Consider the following 21390-nt stretch of genomic DNA (forward strand, 5'->3'; position numbering starts at 1 on the left):
CCGCTGTTGACAAGCCCGCACAGAAGTTGCCCAATCGGTCAGGAAATACCTTGGGACTCAGCAAGCCCCAAGTCACGACAACGATAAAACCAAAAGAAAACGATGATAAAACAGGGAGTTTGTCATGCTACTTGAACCGACGCTGCGCCGCGTGGGCGCTGTTGCCATTGCGGCTATGATGCTGGGCACCGCCCCCGCTGCGCTGATGGCCGAAACCCCAGCCGATACGCTGGTGCTGGCGGGTGCCATCGACGACATCGTCAGCCTCGACCCGCACGAGGCCTATGAATTCTCTGGCCTCGACGTGGTGAATAACACCTATGACGGTCTGGTTGAGATCAACCCAGCCACTTTGGAAACCGAGCCGGGTCTGGCCGAAAGCTGGTCGGTGGCCGAAGATGGCCTGACCTATACCTTCAAGATGAAGGCTGGCGTGACCTTCGCCTCCGGCAATCCGGTGACGGCAGAGGCCGCCGCCTATTCGCTGCAACGCGCGGTCAAGCTGAACAAAACTCCGGCGTTCATCCTCAACCAGTTTGGCTGGACCGCCGAGACCGTGGACAGCATGATCACCGGCGCGGGCGACACCCTGACCATCAAGGTCGACAAGCCCTACGCGCCGACCTTCCTCTACAACTGCCTGACCGCAGGTGTGGCCTCGATCGTTGATGCCGATGTGGTCAAGGCCAACGAAGTCGTCACAGATGGCGTCTCGGACCTTGGCAATGAATATTTGAAAACCCATTCGGCAGGGTCGGGCGCTTACACGCTCAAATCCTTCAAGCCGAATGAAGGCTATGTTTTGGAGATGCGCCCCGGCTATTGGCGCGGCGATGCGAAGATGGCCAAGGTCTTTATGACCCATGTGCCAGAAGCCGCGACCGAGCGTCTGCAGCTGGAAAAAGGTGACATTGACGTCGCCCGCACCCTGACCCCGATTGATGTCGCGGGCATGGCTGGCAACGCTGATGTGGTGATCCAAGAAGACGTTGGCGGCCAGATCTATTATCTCTCGTTCAACCAGAAGAATGAGAACTACAAGAACGCCAAATTCCTCGACGCGATGCGCTGGGCGGTGGATTACAACGGCATGGCCGATACCTTCATGAAGGGCGCCGCCGTCGTTCACCAAAACTTCCTGCCGTCGGGTTATCTGGGTGCTTTGGACGACAACCCCTATTCCTTGGATATCGAGAAAGCCAAAGCACTTATCGCGGAATCCGGCATCAAAGATCCGGCGATCAAGTTGTCGGTGCGCAACGCCGCTGACCGCATGGATGTGGCGCAGTCGATCCAGAACACCTTTGGCCAAGCCGGTATCAAGGTAGAACTCAGCGTCGGTGAAGGCGCCGAACAACTGAAAGAATACCGCGCCCGCCAGCATGATGGCACGCTGCAAACCTGGGGCCCGGATTATCCCGATCCGAACACCAACTCCTCGACCTTCGCCGAGAACCCCGACAACTCGGATGCCGCCAACAACACCGGCTATCTGGCATGGCGCAACGCCTATGATCCGGGTGAGATGACCGCGGAATCGAAAGCCGCCGTGTTGGAGCAAGACCCGGCCAAACGCGTTGAAATGTATGCCGCTTTGCAGAAGAAATTCCGCGAAACCGCCCCGTTCATCGTGATGTTCCAGCAAGCCCGTCAGACCGGCGTGCGGGCCAACGTCAAGGGCTTTTACACCGGTGGCGCGGTTGACTCGACCGCCTATTGGCTTGTGACCAAGTAAGGCCATGGGCGGCCCTGCAAAGGGCCGCCCGTTTTTATATGACCAGCACCCCCGCTCCGTCCTCGCGCCTGATGCCCATGCTTCGCCAAATCGGCAGCACGGTTGTTACGCTATTCGTCACCTTTCTTGGGTTGCTGATGGTGACCTTCTTCATCTCCAACGTCATTCCGGTGGATCCGGTGCTGTCGATCCTTGGCGAACGCGCGACGGAGGCGCAGATGGAGGAAGCCCGTGAACGGCTGGGCCTGAACGAACCTTTGTGGAAGCAGTTCGGCATCTATGTGACGAACACCCTGCAAGGCGATCTCGGCACCTCGATCCGCACCCGCGAACCTGTGCTGGACGAAGTCGCCCAACGCTTCCCCGCCACGCTGGAACTTGCCACCCTTGCCACAATCCTCGGTGTGCTTCTGGGCGTTCCTGCAGGGGTCATCGCCGCCACCAAGCCGGGCAGTTTCTTCGACCAATCCACCCGCCTGATCGGCCTGATGGGCTATTCGATGCCGGTATTCTGGCTTGGCCTGATGGGCCTCTTGCTGTTCTACGGCCAGCTTGGCTGGGTCGGCGGCCCCGGCAGGCTTGACGCAGCCTATCAAATGTCGCTGGATTTCGAGCTCACCCAATACACCGGCATGATCCTGCTCGACACCGCCCTGAACAATCGCTGGGACATGTTCGCCAACGCGTTTTCCCACATCATCCTGCCAGCAGGGATTCTCGCCTATATCTCAATGGCTTATATCAGCAGAATGACCCGCAGCTTTATGATGAACGAACTTGGCCAGGAATACATCACCACCGCCCGCGTCAAAGGCATGCCCGAGCGCCGGGTGATCTGGGTGCATGCGTTGAAAAACGTCATGGTGCCGCTGATCACCGTGATCGCGCTCAGCTACGCCTATCTGCTCGAAGGTGCCGTGCTGACCGAAACCATCTTCGCATGGCCGGGCTTGGGCAGCTACATCACCGACGCCCTGATGGTTGCCGACATGCCCGCCGTCTTAGGCGGCACAGTAGTCGTCGGCATCGCCTATATCGGCCTCAACATGCTGTCAGACCTGCTCTACCGCTTGGTCGATCCGAGGGCACGGGTATGAGCACACTCACCACATGGCTGCGCGACCCCAACCCCGCCTCGCGGATGCAATCCCGCTTGGGTCAAAGCTACCTTAGCTGGCTCCGCCTGCGCCGCAACCCATTGGCGATGATCGGCCTGTTGATCACCGCCGCCCTGCTGTTCGTCGCGATCTTCGCGCCGCTGCTTGCCCCACATGACCCGATTACCCAAGAACTCGGCCGCCGCCTGCTGCCCCCCGGCACCCCCGGCAACGTGCTTGGCACCGATGATTTCGGCCGCGATATCCTGTCGCGCATTCTCTACGGCAGCCGTATCACGCTTTACATCGTGCTGCTGGTGATCCTCACCGCCCCGGTGGTCGGTCTGATCATCGGCACCGTCGCGGGCTATTTCGGCGGCTGGGTCGATACCATCCTGATGCGGATCACCGATATTTTCCTCGCCTTCCCCAAGCTGATCCTCGCGCTGGCCTTGGTTGCCGTCCTCGGCCCCGGTATGGAAAACGCCGTCCTCGCCATCGCGCTGACCAGCTGGCCGCCCTACGCCCGTGTCGCCCGTGCCGAAACCCTGACAGTGCGCAATTCCGACTATATCGCCGCCGTCAAACTGCAAGGCGCAGGGCCGATCCGCATCATCTGGGGCCATGTCATCCCGATGTGTCTGCCTTCGGTGATCATCCGCGTCACGCTTGATATGGCAGGCGTCATCCTCACCGCCGCAGGCCTCGGCTTTCTTGGCCTTGGCGTGCAGCCGCCCTTGCCAGAATGGGGCCTGATGATCTCCGCAGGCCGCAAGTTCTTGTTCGAGCAGTGGTGGGTCGCCACCATGCCCGGCCTCGCTATCTTCATCGTCTCGCTTGGCTTCAACCTGCTGGGTGACGGCCTCCGCGATGTTCTCGATCCGAAAAGCGCCAGCAAATGAGCCTCCTGTCCGTCAAAAACCTCCGCGTCACCTTTGACACCGAAGCAGGCCGCGTCGAAGCCGTGCGCGGCGTTTCGTTTGATCTGAACCGCGAACGCCTCGGCATCGTCGGCGAAAGCGGCTCCGGCAAAACCATGACCGGCCGCTCCGTCCTGCGCCTGATCCGCCCACCGGGCAAGATCGAAGCGGATGAGATGACCTTCGACGGCATCGACCTGATGAAAGCGTCCGAGACTCAAATGCGCTCCCTCCGTGGCCCCCGCATCGCCATGGTGATGCAAGACCCTAAATATTCCCTTAACCCGGTGATGAAAGTCGGCGCGCAATTGACCGAGGGCCTGCGCCAACGCGATAAAGTTTCCAAGGCCGAGGCCATCGCCAAAGCCATCGACGCCCTCAACGCCGTGCAAATCCGCGACCCGCAGCGCGTGATGGAGGCCTACCCGCATGAACTGTCCGGCGGTATGGGCCAACGCGTGATGATCGCGATGATGCTGATCCCCAACCCCGACCTGTTGATCGCGGATGAGCCGACCTCCGCCTTGGATGTCACCGTTCAAGCCGAAGTCCTCTCGATCCTCGACAACCTTGTGAAAACCCGCGGCATGGGCCTGATCTTCATCTCTCACGACCTCCGCCTCGTCGCCCGCTTCTGCGACCGCGTCTTGGTGATGTATAAAGGCAAAGTCGTCGAAGAACTGGCCGCGAAAGATCTCATGCACGCCAAACACCCCTACACCCAAGGCCTGCTGAACTGCCTGCCCCGCATCGGTGGCACGCGGGAAGCCCTGCCAAGCCTCGACCGCGACGCAAGTTGGGCGCTCTGAACATGCTGATAGAAATCGAAAATCTCTCCGTCACCTTCACCGCCCAAGGCCGCCACGTCCGCGCCGTCGAGGGCGTCTCGCTCAACGTCAAAGCCCAAGAATCCTTCGGCCTTGTCGGCGAATCCGGCTCCGGCAAATCCACCATCCTGCGCGCGATCTGCGGCCTCGCGCCGATCAGCGGCGGCACCATTCGCATCAATGGCAAACCGATCACCCACGACCGCGCCTTCTCGCGCAAAGTGCAGATGGTGTTCCAAGACCCCTACGCCAGCCTCCACCCCCGCCACACCATCGACCGCACCCTCAGCGAACCCCTCGCCATTCACGGCCTGCCGCTCACCGACCAAGCCATCACCAAGGCCCTCACCGATGTCGGCCTCCCGCCCAACTTCCGCTTCCGCTACCCGCACCAACTTTCCGGCGGTCAACGCCAACGCGTCGCCATCGCCCGCGCGTTGATGCTGCAACCCGAAATCCTGCTGCTGGATGAACCGACCTCGGCCCTCGACGCCTCCGTCCAAGCCGAAACCCTCAACCTACTCTCCCGCCTACGCACCGAACGCGGCCTCACCTTCCTGATGGTCTCCCACGACCTCGCCGTGATCGACCACATGTGCGACCGCATTCTCGTGATGCAGCATGGCAAAGCCGTCGAGGAACTGACCCGCGAAGCCCTCGCCACCGCCCAAATGAAAACCCCCTACGCAAGCAGCCTGTTCGCGGCTTCTGCCGACAGGATGCTCGAAGGCTAAAGGGGGCATCCTCTCTGCTCAAATATCCTGGGGTCTGGGGCAACGCCCCAGCCGCCTGCCAATAAAACCAAAGGCTTACAAATGTTTCCCACCTTCGACGGCCACAACGACCTGCTCCTGCGCCTGCACATCCACCCCGAAAACCGCGAGGCGATCTGGCTGACTGGCGAGGGCAAGGGCCATCTTGACCTGCCCCGGATGCAAAAGGGCGGCTTCAAGGCCGGTTTCTTCGCCATCTACATCCCCTCACCCGAGGCCCACGACGCTCCCGACTACATGGCGCAGATGGAGAATCCGCCCTTCAGCCTGCCGCTCGGCACCCTGATCACCGAACCGGAAGCCCTGCCTGTCGCCATGTCAATGGCCCGCCAGATGCTGTGGATGGAGCGCGCCTCAAACGGCCAGTTCAAACTCTGCACCACCACCGCCGAAATCCGCGATTGCCTGAACACCAACACCATCGCAGGCATCCTGCATATGGAAGGTGCCGAAGCCATCGACGCCAATCTCGACAACCTCTACGCCTTCCACGCCCTGGGCCTGCGCAGCCTAGGCCCGGTCTGGTCCCGCCCCACCATTTTCGGCCACGGCGTCCCCTTCGCCTTCCCCTCCGGTCCTGACACCGGTGAGGGCCTGACAGACGCCGGAAAACGCCTGATCCGCGCCTGCAACGATCTGAAAATCATGATCGACCTCAGCCACATCAACGAAGCAGGCTTTAACGACGTCGCCCGCTTGACCGATGCGCCCCTCGTTGCCACCCATTCCAACGCCCACGCCATCACGCCTTCCAGCCGCAACCTGACCGACCGCCAACTCCACATGATCCGCGACAGCAAAGGCATGGTCGGCCTGAACTTCGCCACCTCGTTCCTGCGCCGCGACGGCAAACAATCGGGCGATATGGGCTGGGAAGACGTGCTCGCCCACCTCGATCACCTGCTGGAAAACGTCGGTGAAGACCATCTCGGCCTCGGCTCCGATTTCGACGGCGCAACCCTGCCGAACGGCATCGGTGACGTCACCGGCCTGCCCACCCTGCAACAAGCCATGCTTGACCACGGCTACGGCGAAGCGCTGATGCAAAAGCTGTGCTACGACAACTGGCTGGCGCTGTTGGATCGGACATGGGGCGTCTGAGGCGCAGCACACTTGGAAAGCCCCGGCTAACTAACCCGCATGGGCTTTCCAGAATCGCCGCACGAAACACCCCGAACCGTGCCTAAGCGGTCTTGATCATCAGCTCACTGACCCAAGTTGCCGGATCCGGGTTTTCTGCGGGGTCCGTGTGGTAATATTCCACCCGTGCGGCAAAACGGTCGCCTGCGGGGCCAGTCTCGGCATCCCAAACCACGCCACGCTCTTTCGCCCAGCCGACCAGCACTGCATTGACCTCGAACAATCTGTCATACGGCCCGGTATAGCGCACCACGCCGTACTCGCCCGCAGGCATCTCGCCGGGCTGCACCCGCCCATCTCCAGGCACCGGCTTTGCGACGACCACGCCGAACTCTATCTCCAGATCACAGGCCGGACTGATGAAATTATGCCGCAGCAGGGCTGGCCCCGTCACAGCGATGTCGCGCGCAGCCAGCCAGTGATAAACCTCGGCCAACAGGCTGGACGCGTTCTCGTCAAACGCGGTCATCGCGATGGTTTCGGTGATCGCCATATAGGCGACAGCGGGCTGCGGCAGAACTTTCGGCAAGCTGAGCATGGCAGGCTGACCCCTTGCAACAATCGGTGACGGCGACACTAAAGCATTGACCCCAAAATCGCGCAAGTGGCGGGCAAACCGCCGCAAGCTGGCCTTTCCTTGCGCCGCAAGTTTCGCCATCCTGCCGCAAACCGATAGGAGCCCGCAGATGCCCAAACTCGCCCTCGTCACCGCAGGCCCCTCCGCCATCGGCCATGCCCTCGTGACCGCCCTCGCAGGCGCGGGCTATGACGTGGGCTTCACCCATCTCGGCCAAGCCGATGCCGCGCAAACCCTGATCGCCGCCGTCGAAGCCGTAGGCCAACGCGCCCGCGCTTGGGAATGTGATGCAGGCGACGCCGCCGAAACCGCCCGCTTCCACGCCGAGGCCGCCACATGGGCCGAAACCGCCCCCTCTGTCATGGTCAACAACGCAGGCATCCAGACGTGGTCGAGCCTGCTCGACCTCGCCCCCGAGGATTGGGACCGCACCATCGCGACCAACCTGCGCGGCACGTTCCTGAACACCCAAATGGCGGCAAAAGCCATGATCGCCGCCCGCCAACCGGGTGCAATCATCACTCTCGGATCCGGCTGCAACAAACTCGCCTTCCCGAAACTGGTCGATTACACCACCTCGAAAGGCGGCATCGAGCAGTTCACCAAAGTCGCCGCTGTCGAGCTCGGCCCGCACAACATCCGCGTCAACTGCATCGCGCCGGGTGCCATCGCCACCGCCCGCACTGCCGCCGAGGCCCCGGATTACAACGCCACTTGGGCCCGCGTCACGCCCCTGCGCCGTGTCGGCACCCCGCAAGACCTGACTGGCCCGCTGCTGTTCCTAATCTCCGACGCCGCCGCCTTCGTCACCGGCCAAACCCTTTGGGTCGACGGCGGCGCTTTCTCCCAAGCCAACTGGCCCTATGAGACCTAAACCGCTAAAATTTATCTAAAATTTGCTTTCAGACTGGCCTAAATACTCCCGCCGGAGGCGCACATCTCAACCCACGGGCCCAAGGGTCGCCCCGCGCACCGCATCCCTGACATGCGCCGCCATGAAATCGGTGAACAGCTTCACCTTCGGGTCTTTCAACCGCCGATGCTGCGACAGACTGGAAAGCTGCGTCGGCAGCGGCGGGGTCGCCACAGCCACTGGCACCAGCGCGCCCGAGCGCAAATGATCCGCCACCTCAAACACCGGCTTCATCACGATGCCGCGCCCATCCAGCGCCCAGCCGGTCAACACATCGCCATCGTCGCTCTCAAACGGCCCGGTGATCTCATAGCGCCGCACCCCGTCCGGGGTCTGCAACGCCCACTGAAACTCCTTCGCCCCCGGAAACCGCAGGTTCAGACACTCGTGCTTATCGCCCACCAAAGCCGCCCCGTCCAACGGCATCCCGCGCCGTGCGATATAGGCAGGGGCCGCGCAAAGCACCCGAGGACAATCCGAAATCAACCGCACCTTCAGCGTTGAATCCTCCAAAATCCCCAGATGAAACGCCACATCCAGCCCCTCGGCCGTCACATCAATGATCCGGTCCGACAGCCTGAGGCGCACGTCGATCTGCGGATACATATCCTTGAACACCGGCACATGCGGCGCGATAAACCGCCGCCCCACCCCTAACGGAGCCGACACAAAGATCGTCCCCCGCGGGTTCTGCGTCACATCCATCACCGCGGCTTCGGCCTCGTCGATGGCCTCCAGAACCTTCTTCGCCCCTTCAAAGAAGATCCGCCCGTTCTCGGTCGGCTGCAAACTCCGCGTCGTGCGCGAAAACAGCCTTACCCCCAGATGCTTCTCCAATTCCGAGATCCGCGCCGAGGCCACCGCAGGCGAGGTGCGCTGATCCCGCGCCGCCGCCGACATTGAGCCCAACTCATACACCCGCACAAACATCTTGATCGTGTTGACATAGGACATTTTCGCGCCAATCTTGAAAGTATTCCCCGGTTTTTCAGGATTAACAGATCAATACCGGTCAGTATAGCTTACTCATTAGCGGTGCAGCCAAAACAGGAGACGACAGATGTATGACTGGGTTGTGCTGTGGGAATGGGTCGAACTCGCGGTGCGCTGGCTGCATGTCACCACCGCGATGGCGTGGATCGGTTCATCCTTCTACTTCATCGCCCTCGACCTCGGCCTGCGCAAAACCCCCAGCTTGCCACCGCTTGCCCACGGCGAGGAATGGCAAGTCCACGGCGGCGGCTTTTACCACATCCAGAAATATCTCGTCGCACCTCAGATGCTGCCCGAACACCTCACATGGTTCAAATGGGAAAGCTACAGCACATGGCTCTCCGGTTTCGCCATGCTGTTTCTGGTCTACTACCTCGGCGCCGACCTCTACATGATCGACCCCGCCATAGCCGACCTGACCCAAACCCAAGCCATCGCCATATCGCTCGCCTCCCTCGCCTTCGGCTGGATCGCCTATGATCTAATCTGCAAAAGCCGCTTTGGCGACGACAACACCCGCCTGATGATCGGCCTCTACATCATCCTCGTCGGCATGGCCTGGGGCTACACCCAAGTCTTCACAGGCCGCGCAGCCCTCCTCCACTTAGGCGCGTTCACCGCCACCATCATGTCCGCCAACGTCTTTATGATCATCATGCCGAACCAGCGCATCGTGGTCGCAGACCTGAAAGCAGGCCGCACCCCAGACCCAAAATACGGCAAGATCGCCAAACAGCGCAGCACCCATAACAACTACCTTACGCTACCGGTATTGTTCCTGATGCTGTCGAACCACTACCCCTTGGTATTCGCCACCGAGTACAACTGGCTGATCGCCTCCCTCGTGTTCCTGATGGGCGTCACCATCCGCCATTGGTTCAACACCAAACACGCCCAAAAAGGCAACCCGCATTGGACATGGTTCGTCACCGCCGTAATCTTCCTGATCATCGCTTGGCTCTCCATCGCGCCGATGCGTCACCCACCACAAGAAGCCGCCCTCAACCCCGAAGCCCTCACCTACGCCAGCGCGAAAGACTTCGACCAAGTCGTCTCGATCGTGCAAGGCCGCTGCTCGATGTGCCACGCCGCCGAGCCGTTTTACGAGGGCCTCTACTGGCCGCCGAAAGGCGTCGTGCTGGAAACCCCGGCGCAAATCGCAGCCGAAGCCAAACGCATCTACACCCAATCCGGCCTCACCCACGCCATGCCGCCCGCCAATCTCAGCTTCATGGAACAGCCCGAGCGTGACACCATCCGTCGCTGGTTTCAGTCGGCAGGGCAGGGCGGCCAAGACAGCTGACCCGCCTACAAAAAAGGCCGCCCAAACAAAGGGGCGGCCCGCAAAATCTCAACCGATCATCTCAACCGCCCGACTGCCGCCGCAACAACCGCAACTGATCGGCGGTCAGATAGCCGCTGGCCCGCAGCCCCTCATCGCGCTGCCAAGAGGCCATCGCCCGCCGGGTGTTCGACCCAAAGCTGCCATCCACCCCATAGGTGTTATAGCCCAAAGCGGTCAGCCGACGCTGCACCTCATAGCGCTCGGCCGAGGTCAGGCTCAGCAAGCGCTCCTCAAGCTGGTCATTGCCCGCCGCAGGCTCCTCCGGGGTCGGGCTGACGCTGCCGCCCGACTGCTCGGCGAGCAAATTCACCTGCCGCGCCGTCACATAGCCGGTCGCCGTCAGCTTGTTCTTCTTCTGCCATTGGATGATCGCGCCGCGCGTCTTCGACCCCCACAGCCCATCCGCCACGCCGGTCGGAAATCCCAGCACCGTCAACTGCCGCTGAATCCTCTCCCGTTGCGTCCGGCTCAGGCCAAGCGAGGCCTCCACCTGCGCCGCATTGCTGCCCACCGCGGGATTGCCCGGATCGGGCCGGCCCGGATCAGGGCCAACCGAGGCCCCCAGCGCCACCAAAGCCCGCTCGGCATTCACCCGGTAAATCCCCTTCGGATACTGCGCCAGATAATTGCGATACCCCCGCACTGTGTTCAGCCGTTGCGCCTCCAGATAGGCCTTCTTGTCCAACTCCTGCGTGATCAAAGACTGCGCAATCCCCGAGACCACATCGCCCAGATCGGTCTGCGCCTGAACCGGAGCCGCCCCCGCCAAACCCGCCACCAGCACCATCGGCAAAGCAAAATTCCGCATGATCATCTCCCTTTCGCGCGAAAGACCGCCCGGCCCTCCGCTCATCGCCAAGACAACGCGCGAGTTGCAGAAAGGTTGCAAAGAGATTTTGGCAAGGAGAGTTGCGTGCCGATGCCGAAGTCAAGAAAGCGCGCCACCGACAACGCCAGTCTTAGCGCCCGGTTTATCCTCTCTGCTCAAATATCCTCGCCGGAGGCGCTAGGCACTATTTATCGCTAGTGATGAAGCGCGCACGTTCCAGAAGTTCATCAAAAGTTATAATATCTATAGTTCGGTTTTCGCGGCGGAATAGTTCAAACGTATCACGCATTATTTGACCCGATCGCAGATTTTCCAATGTGTCGAACTCACGATGAGAGCCAACTATAAGAATAGTTCGCGCATTCCGCGTCCTTGCCTCCAGCTTTCGGCTGCCGTCCTTGCTCCAGTGTTCTCCTGTTTGCGCAAACGAGAGCCATTCTGCCTTTTGTTCGAGTATCTGCGAGACGGCCCCGGTAAATTCTGCGCTAAACTCCCATGTTCCGGCGCGGCCCCCCTTGCCTATCTTGAAGATGCGGGTGTCAGGGCGTTTGATTTCCACAAGCACAGTATAATCTGTGAATGTTTCCAGAAAATCCACGGTCGGTTTGTTCTTGTTGTCAGTCCCTGCTCCGCCAAGCATCATTTCGCGGTCGAACTGACGCATAACGCGGTAGTCCAGCCCATAGCCGAAGACCCATGGCTGCCTTTCAAAGAAATTCTGCCAGTCAGGTTCATTCCATTCACGCGACAAAATCTGCTTTTCAAACTCGGCAAGCGCCTGACGTCGACCAAGGAGGATGTTGATTTCCTCGCTTGTCAAAGTCTGGCCAAGGCCTTGGATCACAGCTTGGCGCTCACCTTCAGACATTGCTCTGATTTGTTCGACTATGCCCTTGTCAGAAGCATCAATGATGGCCTTTGGACCGTCTTGAGTGGAGATGTCTTCGATCTGAAAATTATCTTCATTTGACATATCAATGAACTCGATCTGTCGTAAGAACGAGAACAGCCGAGCAAACTCATCGGATCGAAATGTGAATTCTTCTTTCTCAAATCCCGCGATCCAATCATTGGCCCGTGACTGAAAAGTTTGCAATGTCACGCGCCTGACTTGGCTCTCATCCTGAGAAACGATTGCTGTTACTTGTGTTTTTCGCTTGTCCCCTGTCAGTCGAAGGCAAAGGGCACCTTCGATCTCTCCGAGGTGCAGACTATTCGATCCTTCCAGAACCATCCGCACTTGGCGCAAGCGTTCAGTGGACTGCTCATTGTATTTGAAGACCTTAGAAATATAGGTCTTTCCCATTTTGCGAAGTTTGAAAAACTCGGATTCGTCTGTCATTAGTCATATTGGGCCTACTAATTTGCAATCGCAAGATGACTGTGACCTTTGCACTTACGCAAGCATACCAAATCCTTAGCACACCCTTAACGCCACACCCCAACCCGCTGAAATCCCCCACAATTCCAAACGGTCCAACTCGGGACCGCCCCTCAAGTCCCCCGAGGCTTGGCCCGCAAGGTCGGTTCCGCAACCGTCGGGTCCTCCGGCCAGGGATGCCGAGGATACTGCCCCCGCATATCCTTCCTCACGTCCGCATAGGATGATTTCCAGAACCCCGGCAGATCCATCGTCACCTGAATCGTCTTCTGCCCCGGCGAGGTCAAAACTACCCGCAGCGGCTGCCGGCTCAAACCCACCACCGGATGCACCACCACCCCAAACATCTCCTGCAACCGCACCTCAATCCCCGGCACATCGCCATCATAATCAATCGGCACCCGCCGCCCCAGCGGCGTCTCAAACGCCCCCGGCACCAGTTTATCCAAAGCCGCCACCTGCTCCCAAGACAGCCGCGCCTTCAACGCCTCGCTCAAATCAAACCCGCGCAAATCCGCCTCCGTCCGCACTCCCGAAAGATGCGGCAGCAACCACTCCTCCGCCGTCTCCAACAACCCCTGATCACTGAAATCCGGCCACGCATCCCCACCACCCCGCGCCAACTCCACCCGAGCCCGCAACCGCCGCGCCGCCGCCGTGAAATACAGCCCATTCAGCCGCATCCCTTCCAACGCCGCCCGCGCCACCGCCTCGGCAGGCGCATCCCAATGCACATCCGCCAGCACCAGCGCCCCGAAACACTCCTGCCGCCGCGCCATCACCCGGCCCTCGCGCTTCGACCAGAAACAAACCTCGCGCCACGCGATCTGGTCGCCGAAAACCGCCCGCAACTCCGCCTCACTGATGCTGACCGCCTGCCGCACCCCAGCCTCGCGCGCATCGCCATCGAGATCCGTCGCCACGATCAACCGCGCCCCTGACAGCGGCACACCCGCCGCCATCACCGCCCCCTTGCCGCCCGACAGCACCCAACGTGGCGCCTCACCCTTGCGCCGCAGCCCCACCCGATCCGGATACGCCAAAGCCGCCATCTGCGCCAAACTGTAGCCCGCATCCGCGCCCGAAACCGCCCGCCCCAACCGCCGCGCCTCCAGCTTCACCCGCTCCGCCACCGGCCGCAAAACCGGCCACGGATGCGACGCCTCAAACCGCCGCACATCCGCCACCGCCGCCAGCCGCAGCGCCAGATCAGGTGGCGCCCCCTTCAGCACATCCCGCTCGCCCAGCACCGCCGCCAGCATCGCCGCCTCCGGCCCCGCCACCGCCAGCATATGCGCCAACCGCGGATGCAACGGCAAAGCCGCCAACACCCGGCCATGCGGCGTGATCTGCCCGCCCGCCAGCGCGCCCAACCCCTCCAGCAGCGACCGCGCCTCTGCCATTGCCCCGACATTCGGCGCGGTCAGAAACCCCACATCGCCGCCCCACAACGCCAGCTCCAACGCCAGCCCGGTCAAATCCGCCGCCTCAATCTCTGCCGGAGGATAAGCGGCCAGTCCGCCTTCCTCGCCGCGGGTCCAATAGCGATAGCAAACCCCCTCAGCCACGCGCCCCGCCCGCCCGCGCCGCTGCTCGGCCTCGGCCCGCGTCACCCGCTCCGTCACCAACCGCGACATGCCCGAGTTCGGATCAAACCGCGCCCGCCGCGCCCGCCCGCCATCGACCACCACGCGAATATCCGGGATGGTCAAAGATGTTTCCGCAATCGAGGTCGCCAAAACGACCTTCCGCCCCGCAGATGGCCCCAAAGCCGCCCTTTGCGCCGCAAACTCCATCGCGCCAAACAAAGGTCGCACCTCACAACCCGCCAGCCCCGACAACATCGCTTCAACGCGTCGAATTTCCCCCTCACCCGGAAGAAACACCAACACCCCGCCCGTCGTCTCCTCAACCGCCTGTCGCACCAACCCCGCGATCCCCGCCTCAAACCGCATCGACGCGTCCGGGCTGCGCCCCAGCCACCGCGTCTCCACCGGATAGGCCCGCCCCATCGAGGTCACCACCGGCGCATCCCCCATCAGCATCGCCACCGGGCCTGCGTCCAAGGTTGCCGACATCACCACCAACACCAGATCATCGCGGAAGGCCCCGCGAATTTCCAAAGCCAAAGCCAACCCCAGATCAGCATTCAAAGACCGCTCATGAAACTCGTCAAAGATCAGCGCGCCGACGCCCGTAAGTCCTGGATCACTCTGGATCATACGGGTCAAAATCCCCTCGGTCACCACCTCAATCCGCGTCGCCTTGGAAACCTTCGCCTCGCCGCGTATCCGGTAGCCAACGGTCGCCCCGACAGCCTCGCCCAAGGTTTCCGCCATCCGCTCGGCCGCCGCCCGCGCTGCCAGACGGCGCGGCTCCAGCATCACGATCCGCCCTGCGATCAACCCCGAGGCCAAAAGATCCAGCGGAACCAGCGTGGTCTTGCCCGCCCCCGGTGGGGCTTGTAAAACCACCATCCCACGCGCCGCCACCGCCGCACGCACTTCCCCCAACACATCTTCTATCGGCAATCTGGTCATGTCCGCTTATCCCGCAACCGCCCCGCCTTTGCCAGCAGGTGGCAAAAAAGAATGAGTATTTGGGAAAGAGCAATGCCTTCCCAGTTGCTCTTTTCGAAATACTCCCGCCGGAGACGTCCAACACCGCAGCCATTGCGCCGCGTCGCATCACGCCCCGGCAGCGCGGCCGAGAGGCCCCTCGATGGGGCCCGAGGCCGCTCCTGTTTCAAGGTCACTCTGGCAAAACCGCCCGCGCTCAGGCAAAACCACGCAAAGGGAGTCGTCATGGATCTTGCTCACCTCGTCCCCAGCCTGCAATCGGGTGACCGCCGCAGTCTGGCCCGCGCCATTACGCTGGTCGAAAGCGCGCGCGCTGATCATCGCGCACAGGCGTTGGAGCTGCTGCAAGCCTTGGGCAGCACCAAGCAAGCCCTGCGCATCGGGCTTTCCGGAACGCCGGGGGTAGGCAAATCCACGTTCATCGAAAGCTTCGGGCTGATGCTGACCGGGCAGGGCAAGCGCGTCGCGGTGCTTGCGGTTGATCCGTCTTCTGCCCGCTCGGGCGGTTCGATCCTCGGTGACAAGACCCGGATGGAGCGGCTTTCCCGCGATCCGCTTGCTTTCATCCGCCCCTCGCCCAGCCAGGCGCAGATGGGCGGTGTGGCGCGCCGCACGCGTGAGGCGGTGGCTTTGTGTGAGGCCGCAGGTTTTGACATCATTCTGATTGAGACCGTCGGTGTCGGCCAATCCGAAACCGTGGTGGCGGAGCTTTGCGATCTGTTCATCCTGCTGCTCGCCCCGGCTGGCGGCGATGAATTGCAAGGCGTTAAGCGTGGCATCATGGAGATGGCCGATCTGATCCTGGTCAACAAGGCCGACGGCGATCTGAAACCCGCCGCGATGCGCACCTGCGCTGACTACGCAGGCGCTCTGCGGCTGCTGCGCAAACGCCCGCAAGATCCGCCGGGCTATCCCAAAGCAATGACGGTTTCGGCGTTGGAGGACGCGGGGCTTGGCCTTGCCTGGACCGAGATGCAGACCCTGGCCGAATGGCGGCGCGTGCAGGGCCATTGGCAGACCCGGCGCGGCCAACAAGCGCAGCATTGGTTCAAGGAAGAACTGCGACGCGGCTTGCTGGCCGTGCTTGATGTCGAGCCGACCAAGGGCCTCGTCGCCGCCCAAGGCGCCGCCGTCGCCGCAGGCACCACCACACCCGAGGCCGCCGCCCGACAGATCCTGACGCTGCTGCACAAACTCTAAGCCGTCCGATCAACCAGCGCGGGCGGCGCACGCCAACAGCTTGATTGATTCGCGGCAAAGCTGTCTTGGCGATAATCAAGCGCGCAAAAATGCGGCAACTCTTCTGCGGTCTTCTGCATCATATTTCAGAATAATCCCGCAATTTCAGGGAGGTGCCCCAGTCAGTCACGAGCAACTTTCGCCACAAGCTGCCGCGCTTTTGCTGCAATTCGCAGCTTTTGCCGACATTCCCGTCCAAATTTGGCCCGAAGTCTCACCTATCCCTTTGTGCAATCACCCCTTGTCCCCCGGTCTCCCGGCGGCCCTTAACCTTGGAGCTTAAAGAATGGCGACTTTTACCGGCGGAACTGGAAACGACATTGTCACGGCGACCTCTGGCGCGATCAACGATAACCTGTTCGGGCTAGCGGGCAACGACACCTTGATCGGCCTCGGGGGCGCCGATGTGCTGGATGGCGGGTCGGGCAATGATGCCGTTGATTACACAGCGAGCACCGCTGGGGTGAACGCGAACCTTGCTACGCTCAGCGCCACCGGCGGCGATGCGCAGGGTGACACCTATGTCTCGATCGAGAACATCATCGGTTCGGCGCAGGCGGACACTTTGACCGGAGATACTGGCAACAACGTGCTGACGGGCGCTGCTGGCGCCGACCAGTTGTTTGGTGGTGCGGGCAATGACAGCCTCTATGGCGGTGCAGACAACGACCTGATCTCGGGCGGCGCGGGTGCTGATGTGATGGACGGCGGTGCAGGCAATGCGGACAGCGTTGATTACAGCACTTCGGCGGCGGCCGTCACCGTCAGCCTGACCGGCAACTCTGCAACTGGCGGCGCAGCAACTGGCGACACCATCGTGAATTTCGAAAACGTCATCGGCTCGGCTCTGGGCGATGTGTTGACGGGGGACGGCAATGCCAACACCCTGACGGGTAATGCTGGTAACGACACGCTCAGCGGCGCTGCGGGCAACGACAGCCTCTATGGCGGTCTGGGCGATGACCTGCTGATGGGCGGCACAGGCAATGATCGCCTCGACGGCGGCGACGGTAGCGATAGCGTCAGCTACGCCGCAGCCACATCGGCGGTGAGCGTCAACTTGACCTCGGGAGTGGTCACCGGTGGCGAAGGCGCAGACACGCTGGTGGCGATCGAGAATATCACGGGTTCGAACTTCATCGACACCATCGTCGGCGATCTGAACGACAACGTCATCTCGGGCGGTGCTTTGGGTGACAGCCTCGACGGCGGCTTGGGCATTGACACCATCGACTATGCGACTTCGGCCTTGGCCGTGGTGGTCAACCTCGCGGCTGGCACCAACAGCGGCGGTGATGCGGAAGGTGATACGCTCGCCAACTTCGAGAATATTCGCGGCTCGGCTGGTGCAGACAGCCTGACGGGCAACGACGAAGAAAACATCCTGATCGGCGGCGCGGGTGCAGATACGCTGGACGGTGGCGCAGGCGTCGACACCGTCGATTACTCGGCCTCGTCAGCTGGGGTGACGGTATCGGTCGTGTCGGGGTCGACCGGTTCGGGTGGTGACGCGCAAGGTGACCGTCTGTTTGGCATCCAGAACCTGATTGGTTCGGCCTTCAACGACGTGCTGACTGGCGACGCCTTCGGCAACGTGCTTACGGGCGGCGCGGGTAACGACGTGTTGAATGGTGGTGGCGACAATGACACAATGATTGGTGGCGCGGGCGACGACAGTTATGTCGTCGGCTCGGTGGCCGAGGTGATCACCGAGAATGCCGCCGAAGGCAACGATCTCGTCACGGCTTCGGTCGACTTCATCTTGGGTGCCAATATCGAGCGTCTGACCCTGACCGGTTCGTTGGACATCGACGGGACCGGCAACGAGTTGAACAACATCCTGATCGGCAACAGTGGCAGCTCCGGTACTTTGGGCGCACAGGGCAATAACATTCTGCGCGGCTTGGCTGGCAACGACACCATCTACGGCATGGATGGCGGCGACGTGCTGGATGGCGGCACCGGCGATGACAGCCTGATCGGTGGCAAAGGTGGCGATCTGTACCAAGTTGACAGCCTGAACGATGTGCTGGTCGAAGAGGCAGCCCAAGGCACCGACACTGTGCAGACCACCATCAACTGGACTTTGGCCGCGAACTTTGAAAATCTGCTGCTGGACGATGCGGACAACCTCAGCGGCATCGGCAATACGGTGGCCAACCTGATGGTCGGCAACGCAGGCCACAACTTGCTGTCGGGGATGGAGGGTAATGACACCCTGATCGGCAATGCAGGCAACGACACTCTGAACGGCGGCACTGGCTCTGACGAAATGAGCGGCGGCATTGGTGACGATTACTACATCGTCGATGGTTCGGGGGATGAGATCACCGAACTGGTCGATGGCGGCATCGACACGGTGGAAAGCTCGGTCAATATCACGATGGACCGCTATGTTGAAAATCTGATCCTGTCAGGTTCGACCAACATCAATGCAACGGGCAACACTTCTGACAACGTCATGACCGGCAACTCCGGCAACAACGTGATGAGTGGCGGTACTGGCAATGACACGCTGAACGGCGGCGCGGGCAATGACAGTCTGGACGGTGGCAACGGCAACGACTCGCTTGCAGGCGGCATCGGGGACGACACCTTCACGATCAACGCCACCGCGGATATCGTGACCGAACTGTTGGGTGAAGGCAACGATACTGTCATCACCACGGCAACCTGGACAATGAGCGACAACATCGAAAATCTGTCGATGAATGGTGGCTCCAGCATCAACGCAACCGGCAACGCCATGGCCAACACCATCACTGGCAACAGCGGTCAAAACCTGCTGCAAGGCATGGTGGGCAATGACACCATTTACGGCGGCGGTGGCGCTGACACGCTGGACGGCGGCGCGGGCAATGACAGCCTGATCGGCGGCATCGGCAACACTGTCTTCGTGATCGACAACGCCAATGACGTCGTGGTGGAAAATGTGAACGAAGGCAACGACACGGTACAGACCACCTTCAACTATACCCTGCTCAGCAACTTTGAGAATCTGACCTTGCTTGGCGGCAGCGATTTGATGGGCACAGGCAACGGTGTGGCCAACGTGATGACTGGCAACATCGGCGCCAACCTGCTTTCCGGCCTGGCTGGAAATGACACCCTGAGTGGTGGTGCAGGCAATGATACTCTGGACGGTGGCACCGGCAATGACTCGATGGTCGGCGGCAGCAATGACGACACCTACATCGTCGACAGCATCACCGACAAGACAGTGGAAATCATCAACGGCGGCACGGATACCGTTGATGCTTCGGTCAACTGGACGCTCGCCAACTTCACCGAGAACCTGAACTTGTTGGGCAGTGGCAACCTTGAGGGCCACGGCAACAGCCTCAACAACATCGTTACCGGCAATACTGGTAACAACCTGCTGACTGGCGATTCAGGCAATGACAGCCTTTACGGCGGTATCGGCAACGACACGCTGAATGGCGGAGCAGGCAGCGATGCGTTGTTCGGCGGGGATGGAGATGACACCTACAATGTCGATGCGCTGAACGACGTCATCACCGAAGCGGCCAGCTCTGGCACCGATACGGTCAGCACCACGATTGATTGGACGCTGGGCGCGAATCTTGAAAACCTGGTTCTTGCAGGAACTTCGAACCTGAAGGGTTTTGGCAACACCGCCGCCAATGTGCTGACCGGAAATAACGGCAACAACACACTGAACGGTATGTCGGGCAATGATACGCTTGATGGTGGGGCGGGTGCCGACACGCTGAATGGTGGCACCGGCGATGACTTGTTGATCGGCGGCATTGGCAACGATACCTACTATGTCGACTCGCTGAACGATGTGGTGGTCGAGCTTGCTGCCGCAGGCACCGATCTGGTATTCTCGTCGGTGACCTATACGCTCGCAGATACGCTGGAGAAGCTGACCCTTAACGGTACAGCGGCCATCAACGGCACCGGCAACCTGAACGCCAACGTCCTGCTCGGCAACACCAACGATAACCTTCTGTCGGGTATGGCTGGCAATGACAGCCTCAACGCAGGCGCTGGCGACGACACTTTGGACGGCGGTACTGGCAACGACACGATGGTCGGCGGTCTGGGCAATGATAGCTATATCGTCGACAGCGCCAACGACCGCGTCACTGAACTGACCGGCCAAGGCACTGATACGGTTTATGCCTCGGTCAGCTATGCCATCCTGTCTCCGGTGGAAAATCTGACGCTCACTGGCACCAGCAACATCAATGCCACCGGCAACTCTGCGGCCAACATTCTGATCGGTAACGATGGCAACAACCTGCTGTCGGCCAGCAGCGGCAACGACACGCTGGACGGTGGCGCGGGCAATGATACGCTCGATGGCGGTGCCGGAGCGGACAGCATGTCGGGCGGCCTTGGTGACGACACTTTCACCATCGACAATATCGGTGATGTGGTGACAGAGGGTGCGGCCGCAGGCACTGATCTGGTGCGCTCCACAGTCACTCACACCTTGGGCGCAAACTTCGAAAACCTGACCCTTAGCGGCAGTTTCGGGGTGAACGGCACCGGCAATGCGTCGAACAACGTATTGATCGGCAACTCCGGCAAGAACGTGCTGAACGGTATGGCCGGGGATGACACCTTGGCGAGCGGCGGCGGTACCGATGTGCTGATTGGTGGCGATGGTGCGGATCACTTCGTGTTTGCTGCGGCCTCGTCCACTCAGGCCACGGTCTCGGACTTCAACACCTTGGATGGTGGTCTGGCCGAGGGAGATCTGCTCGAGTTCGTGGGTCTGTTGACCGGCACCTTCTCCTATGTTGGCTCTGCGGCTTTCTCGGGCAGCGACAACACCGAAGCCCGGTTCATCAACGGCGCCTTGCAACTGGACTTTGACGGCAACGGCGCGACGGATCTGACCATTCGTCTCACCGGATTGACCGACGAAACCCAGATCTCGACTGGCGACTTCTTGTTCACCTGATCGGGAAACCCATTCAACGCTGCGGGGCCCGCCGATTTATCGGCGGGCCCTGTCGGCATTTCTGATCTGCAAAGGCGATCAGGGGCAGGGCATAAACAAAGACGCC

General features: G+C 61.0%; 15 protein-coding genes. 10 read left to right on the forward strand and 5 right to left on the reverse strand.

Annotated features, from left to right (window positions below; genetic code table 11):
• The first annotated feature begins 124 nt into the window (after window positions 1-124).
• From U1A24_RS07100 to U1A24_RS07125, 6 genes are all read left to right on the forward strand, one after another.
• Window positions 125-1735: an ABC transporter substrate-binding protein gene (locus tag U1A24_RS07100; protein ID WP_322321269.1), complete on the forward strand. Its 1611-nt coding sequence runs from the start codon at window positions 125-127 to the stop codon at window positions 1733-1735.
• 71 nt (window positions 1736-1806) lie between these two features.
• Complete coding sequence (locus tag U1A24_RS07105) at window positions 1807-2832, forward strand: ABC transporter permease (protein ID WP_322321270.1); 1026 nt, start codon at window positions 1807-1809, stop codon at window positions 2830-2832.
• Complete coding sequence (nikC, locus tag U1A24_RS07110; RefSeq protein WP_322321271.1) at window positions 2829-3734, forward strand: nickel transporter permease; 906 nt, start codon at window positions 2829-2831, stop codon at window positions 3732-3734. Before U1A24_RS07105 ends, nikC begins: the two co-directional genes overlap by 4 nt.
• A complete protein-coding gene (locus tag U1A24_RS07115; RefSeq protein WP_322321272.1) occupies window positions 3731-4561 on the forward strand; it encodes an ABC transporter ATP-binding protein in 831 nt (276 codons plus the stop codon). The genes nikC and U1A24_RS07115 overlap by 4 nt, the downstream gene beginning before the upstream one ends.
• 2 nt (window positions 4562-4563) lie before the next feature.
• Complete coding sequence (locus tag U1A24_RS07120) at window positions 4564-5313, forward strand: ABC transporter ATP-binding protein (protein WP_322321273.1); 750 nt, start codon at window positions 4564-4566, stop codon at window positions 5311-5313.
• Between the two features lie 81 nt (window positions 5314-5394).
• Window positions 5395-6453 (forward strand): dipeptidase, encoded by a 1059-nt coding sequence (locus U1A24_RS07125; RefSeq protein ID WP_322321274.1) that lies wholly within the window; start codon window positions 5395-5397, stop codon window positions 6451-6453.
• 82 nt (window positions 6454-6535) lie between these two features.
• On the opposite strand, the gene U1A24_RS07130 is transcribed toward U1A24_RS07125, so the two are convergent.
• Window positions 6536-7030, reverse strand: a complete 495-nt coding sequence (locus tag U1A24_RS07130) for a GyrI-like domain-containing protein (RefSeq protein WP_322321275.1) — start codon at window positions 7028-7030, stop codon at window positions 6536-6538.
• A 148-nt stretch (window positions 7031-7178) separates the two neighbouring features.
• Between U1A24_RS07130 and U1A24_RS07135 the strand changes: the two genes are divergently transcribed.
• Entirely contained in the window at window positions 7179-7943 is a 765-nt protein-coding gene (locus tag U1A24_RS07135) for an SDR family NAD(P)-dependent oxidoreductase (protein WP_322321276.1), read from the forward strand.
• A 66-nt stretch (window positions 7944-8009) separates the two neighbouring features.
• Here the strand turns inward: U1A24_RS07135 and U1A24_RS07140 are convergent, their stop codons facing one another.
• On the reverse strand, window positions 8010-8936 hold the full coding sequence (locus tag U1A24_RS07140; protein ID WP_322321277.1) for a LysR family transcriptional regulator: 927 nt from the start codon (window positions 8934-8936) through the stop codon (window positions 8010-8012).
• Between the two features lie 106 nt (window positions 8937-9042).
• On the opposite strand from U1A24_RS07140, the gene U1A24_RS07145 reads away from it, so the two are divergent.
• On the forward strand, window positions 9043-10278 hold the full coding sequence (locus U1A24_RS07145) for a urate hydroxylase PuuD (RefSeq protein WP_322321278.1): 1236 nt from the start codon (window positions 9043-9045) through the stop codon (window positions 10276-10278).
• A gap of 61 nt (window positions 10279-10339) precedes the next feature.
• Here the strand turns inward: U1A24_RS07145 and U1A24_RS07150 are convergent, their stop codons facing one another.
• The 3 genes from U1A24_RS07150 to hrpB form a co-directional block, all read right to left on the reverse strand.
• Window positions 10340-11128: a peptidoglycan-binding protein gene (locus U1A24_RS07150; protein WP_322321279.1), complete on the reverse strand. Its 789-nt coding sequence runs from the start codon at window positions 11126-11128 to the stop codon at window positions 10340-10342.
• Window positions 11129-11333: 205 nt separating this feature from the next.
• Window positions 11334-12491: a Shedu immune nuclease family protein gene (locus tag U1A24_RS07155; RefSeq protein ID WP_322321280.1), complete on the reverse strand. Its 1158-nt coding sequence runs from the start codon at window positions 12489-12491 to the stop codon at window positions 11334-11336.
• Between the two features lie 152 nt (window positions 12492-12643).
• Window positions 12644-15070, reverse strand: a complete 2427-nt coding sequence (gene hrpB / locus U1A24_RS07160; protein WP_322321281.1) for an ATP-dependent helicase HrpB — start codon at window positions 15068-15070, stop codon at window positions 12644-12646.
• Window positions 15071-15334: 264 nt separating this feature from the next.
• Here hrpB and meaB point away from each other — a divergent pair, with 264 nt between their 5' ends.
• Together meaB and U1A24_RS07170 are read left to right on the forward strand one after the other, a co-directional pair.
• Window positions 15335-16309: a methylmalonyl Co-A mutase-associated GTPase MeaB gene (meaB, locus tag U1A24_RS07165; protein WP_322321282.1), complete on the forward strand. Its 975-nt coding sequence runs from the start codon at window positions 15335-15337 to the stop codon at window positions 16307-16309.
• A gap of 325 nt (window positions 16310-16634) precedes the next feature.
• The gene (locus U1A24_RS07170; RefSeq protein WP_322321283.1) at window positions 16635-21284 is read left to right on the forward strand and encodes a calcium-binding protein; all 4650 of its coding nucleotides are present in this window, start codon (window positions 16635-16637) and stop codon (window positions 21282-21284) included.
• The last annotated feature ends 106 nt before the right edge of the window (window positions 21285-21390 follow it).

This window comes from Cypionkella sp. (assembly GCF_034376685.1).
Classification (GTDB): Bacteria; Pseudomonadota; Alphaproteobacteria; order Rhodobacterales; family Rhodobacteraceae; genus Cypionkella.

Excerpts from the sequence above, each read along its gene's own strand:
- U1A24_RS07135 (WP_322321276.1), top strand. The coding sequence starts at position 7,179 with ATGCCCAAACTCGCCCTCGTCACCGCAGGCCCCTCCGCCATCGGCCAT.
- hrpB (WP_322321281.1), bottom strand. The coding sequence starts at position 15,070 with ATGACCAGATTGCCGATAGAAGATGTGTTGGGGGAAGTGCGTGCGGCG.
- U1A24_RS07100 (WP_322321269.1), top strand. The coding sequence starts at position 125 with ATGCTACTTGAACCGACGCTGCGCCGCGTGGGCGCTGTTGCCATTGCG.
- U1A24_RS07125 (WP_322321274.1), top strand. The coding sequence starts at position 5,395 with ATGTTTCCCACCTTCGACGGCCACAACGACCTGCTCCTGCGCCTGCAC.
- nikC (WP_322321271.1), top strand. The coding sequence starts at position 2,829 with ATGAGCACACTCACCACATGGCTGCGCGACCCCAACCCCGCCTCGCGG.
- U1A24_RS07120 (WP_322321273.1), top strand. The coding sequence starts at position 4,564 with ATGCTGATAGAAATCGAAAATCTCTCCGTCACCTTCACCGCCCAAGGC.
- U1A24_RS07170 (WP_322321283.1), top strand. The coding sequence starts at position 16,635 with ATGGCGACTTTTACCGGCGGAACTGGAAACGACATTGTCACGGCGACC.
- U1A24_RS07150 (WP_322321279.1), bottom strand. The coding sequence starts at position 11,128 with ATGCGGAATTTTGCTTTGCCGATGGTGCTGGTGGCGGGTTTGGCGGGG.
- U1A24_RS07130 (WP_322321275.1), bottom strand. The coding sequence starts at position 7,030 with ATGCTCAGCTTGCCGAAAGTTCTGCCGCAGCCCGCTGTCGCCTATATG.
- U1A24_RS07105 (WP_322321270.1), top strand. The coding sequence starts at position 1,807 with ATGCCCATGCTTCGCCAAATCGGCAGCACGGTTGTTACGCTATTCGTC.
- U1A24_RS07140 (WP_322321277.1), bottom strand. The coding sequence starts at position 8,936 with ATGTCCTATGTCAACACGATCAAGATGTTTGTGCGGGTGTATGAGTTG.
- U1A24_RS07155 (WP_322321280.1), bottom strand. The coding sequence starts at position 12,491 with ATGACAGACGAATCCGAGTTTTTCAAACTTCGCAAAATGGGAAAGACC.
- U1A24_RS07145 (WP_322321278.1), top strand. The coding sequence starts at position 9,043 with ATGTATGACTGGGTTGTGCTGTGGGAATGGGTCGAACTCGCGGTGCGC.
- meaB (WP_322321282.1), top strand. The coding sequence starts at position 15,335 with ATGGATCTTGCTCACCTCGTCCCCAGCCTGCAATCGGGTGACCGCCGC.
- U1A24_RS07115 (WP_322321272.1), top strand. The coding sequence starts at position 3,731 with ATGAGCCTCCTGTCCGTCAAAAACCTCCGCGTCACCTTTGACACCGAA.